At 51.6% G+C, this 3,410-nt stretch carries 4 protein-coding genes; all 4 read right to left on the bottom strand.

Features of this window, described 5'->3' with window-relative positions; translation table 11 throughout:
• A partial coding sequence (locus tag ABD76_RS27685) for a contractile injection system protein, VgrG/Pvc8 family (protein ID WP_275100879.1) occupies positions 1 to 1,220 on the bottom strand: 1,220 nt, incomplete at its 3' end.
• 26 nt (positions 1,221 to 1,246) lie between these two features.
• Positions 1,247 to 1,663, bottom strand: coding sequence for a PAAR-like protein (locus ABD76_RS27680; protein ID WP_197260104.1), 417 nt, complete (start codon positions 1,661 to 1,663; stop codon positions 1,247 to 1,249).
• Positions 1,664 to 1,679: 16 nt separating this feature from the next.
• The gene (locus tag ABD76_RS27675) at positions 1,680 to 2,186 is read right to left on the bottom strand and encodes a hypothetical protein (protein WP_197260105.1); all 507 of its coding nucleotides are present in this window, start codon (positions 2,184 to 2,186) and stop codon (positions 1,680 to 1,682) included.
• Between the two features lie 14 nt (positions 2,187 to 2,200).
• Positions 2,201 to 3,410 (bottom strand): pentapeptide repeat-containing protein (locus ABD76_RS27670; RefSeq protein WP_197260103.1); only part of this gene is annotated, 1,210 nt, incomplete at its 5' end.

Raw genomic sequence — 3,410 nt, 5'->3', positions numbered from 1 at the left:
AGCGTAATTGACAATGCTCCCGAGGTAGACAGGGTCAGTTCTTGTTCGGACATGTCCACGCCGCTTCCTTGCGCATGTCTCCATACTTTCACGTCCGGCTCTCCTTGCGCGTGGCGATGCTGCCGCGAGTCCATGACATAGGCTTCCTGTTCCCGGCTCGTCGGCAAGTAAAGCTCCACCCGCTCCCCAACTTCCGGCATATCATACCAGCCACTATGTTCTTCCGCTGCATAGCGGGTGGCCACCGGGAACCAGCATGCTTTCGCCGGGTCCTGTTTGGGGTCGATATCCAGTTGGAGTTGCACCATGTCTTGATGTACCTGTAACACGCTGCCCGTCAGCGCAATCCCCGCAGCTTGATCGTTTTCATAACGGGCAAGACGAATATCCTGTTCAGCCTGGAGATCATAACGAGTACGCAGCAGGCCGTCCTCCAGCCGTGTCACGGCCCGAACGACGACGAGTTCCTTGCCTAATCCGATCGGTAACGCAATGATATCTCCCAGCGCATAGTATTGCAGGCTTTCGATCACGTAGGTCACATATGAGCCTGCCCGTTGTCCCGGCTTCCCCGCCTCCAGATCATGGAACGTTCTCCGTACCTGGTAACTTGCATCCCGTTCCATCTTGTACCGTTTGCCTTCCGGTAGCCCGAAGAACACTTTGGGCGACGCTGCCGTTACCTCCGGCACCAGCACGGACCCAAAGCGAGAGGCAAGGCGCTTTAAAAACGCCCAATCCGTCTCCTCATATTGTAAAACAAAAGTGCCCAGTTCGGCATCATTCGTTACGGTATCAATGGCATCTCCATACTTGTATTTCCGAATCATCGTGGTGACCAGATCCGCGTAGGTACGATGAATATCCTGATAGGAACGCTTCTTTATCTGGATATCCATCTGATACGAATGCGATGCGGCTTCCAGCTCGAACGTATACACGCCCCGAATGCAATGCACGGATAGTCGCGTAACGATGCCGTGGAACAATCGTCTCCGTGATTGTCCCTGCTCATCCAATTGACGGATCACGATCGGTTCCTCTTCCATGTTCTGTCCAATGCATGTGGCTCCCTGTTCTTCCGACAGCATGCCGCTTACCGTTACATAGGCGTGATCGTTGATGGTCCTTGTAATTTGAAGCTTCTCTATATGCTGAGGCTGAAAGGAACCGTAGAAACGCAGACTTTCATACCCGATTCCGTTATGTAATGCACTCAATTGAGTTCATGTCTCCTTCCCGCTCCTTAATCCAACTCCTGCCCGTCATTTTCGATTTGGATATGACCACAATATAGGCACTGCAGGGTGCAGTTCTGCGTCAAGGCAGGCTGCCCCTCGATCTTCACATCACTTTTCCCGTTCAGCCATGGCATCGTCAGCACCGGAACACACGGAGCCTTCTTCACGCCATAGATGTCTACCATCTCACTGGCCTGTACGGCTGGATTGAGCAGGCTGGAGCAATTCCCAAAAGACTCAATGTTCACCCCCGGCACGTAATCTCCAATATTCAATTGTGCTTTGTTTTTTATGTAGACGCCATGGCTAAATGGCCTTTTCAAACGGGTAGGCTGCGTACCATAACTACAGCTTACGATCGCTCCTGCCACGACATAGCTTTTTTTCGCGCCGCTTCCCGGTCTTACCTGCGTATTTTCCACCTTACTCTATCCTCCTTCATGCCTCCATCTCGACTCTTTGTACTCGAATGCCTGTAAAGAATCGCCGCAGCAAGCTTTCCGCCACAGCCAAATGGATATAGATATGAGGTTCGATAAGCCCCTTAATCCGAAAAACAGGCGACTCCACCTCCCCCCGTCTCAGTACCAAACGCTTTAATGTCTGATTGGGGTACCATTCCGTCTGTGCGGACAAACAGTCCTCCAACGGCGGACGAAGCAACCAGTATACATCCTGTCTGGCCTGCTGGAAATCGGTCAGGATGGCCGCTCTCCATTCCAGTCCCGGCATATATTTCTCCAATAATGCTTTCATCCGATCCGACACCAGCGGCAGAGGAAATTCCAAAAAATCCGGGTACACCGTGTGTGAATCGGAATGTACAGCTAGAAAAAGAGAAGCCTCCTGTTGTTTCTGTCCCTGGGTCTCCGTCAGGATATCTCTTACTTGCAAAGGAGACATCGCAGCAGGCTCCACCCGATTCTTTACCCGCTCGTCTACCATCAGTCGAAAATATCTCAATGCAGCCACTCCCTTTTACTAACGGCATCCCTTACCTGTGCAGGCTCAGAAGACGGCTCTCCATCTGGAAGCGAAGTCTCCATAGCTGCCCAGTCCAATCCAACGGCTTCTCTACGCTGTGCATCCGTAAAAATGACTCCTTGTACATTGGCTCCCGTAAAATCAGCCCCGCTCAAACAAGCACCTTCAAAAGATGCACCGGATACATCTGCTCCGGCAAAGCAGGCATCCGTTAGATTCGCTCCGTTCAAAGTCGCTCGATGCAGTAACGCGTTTTGAAATACGGCTCCGCGCAGCTGTGCATCTTTAAAACGGGCCTCCTGCAAGCTCGCCCCTGTGAAATCCACGCCAACAAAACCCAGTGGCTCCCAATCTAAAGAAGCGCCTGGTCCGTATCCGGCGTTACCCATAACAGCATCGAATATCGCCCCTTTCATCGAGCATCCGCTAAAATCGGCTCCATAAAGCAAGCTGTAGGTCAAGTCGATTCCATTCAACTGGCTTTCCTGCCATACCGTTCCTACTAAAACACAGCCATGCAAGCGACTGCGCTCCATCTCAATCTGCCGAAAAGCCGTATAGCGAAAATCCAGCAGGCTGTAATCTCCATCTGACAGTTGAACTTGGGTCAACGCTTGATAGCTGTACGCATATTCTTCTTTTTCCTCCAGCCATGACCGAATCTCACTTGCCTCCATGGCTCTGCGATCCTCGCGATACACCGATACGCTGTGATCCATGTATTCTCCCACACGAATCTCGAACATCTCTTCCCGCTCCAGCTCTTGAAACTCCGGCAAGCACACGGCCTGTTTCATCGCTAGGCGCATCATATTTACAATAAGTGCATGAACATGTTCTGCCGCCTCCAGCATGGCATGCTCCCATTCAAGCTCTGATAGGGACACATACTGCTTCTCTGCCTCCCTTCGCAATTGCTGCTGCAAATCGGCCCAATAGGCATAGGACCAGCCTGTATCCCATTCAAATCGGATCGGCTCAGGATCAAGCATCCATAGAGCATCCGAAGCCTCTACAAGATAAGCAGGTCGCTCCTCCAGCCATGTGGTACGCAGCATGGAGTATGTGATATAACCGATCTTTCCTTTTCTTCCTTGAATCTGCTCGTGCCGAATATCCCGGCAATACCCCCGAAAATCTTCGACACAGGCCTTTATCCGTTGCTCTTGTACCGCCTTGAACTTC

The sequence above is a fragment of the Paenibacillus dendritiformis genome, assembly GCF_015845845.1.
GTDB classification, from domain to species: Bacteria; Bacillota; Bacilli; order Paenibacillales; family Paenibacillaceae; genus Paenibacillus_B; species Paenibacillus_B dendritiformis_C.
This window is presented reverse-complemented; position numbering and strand designations above follow the sequence as displayed.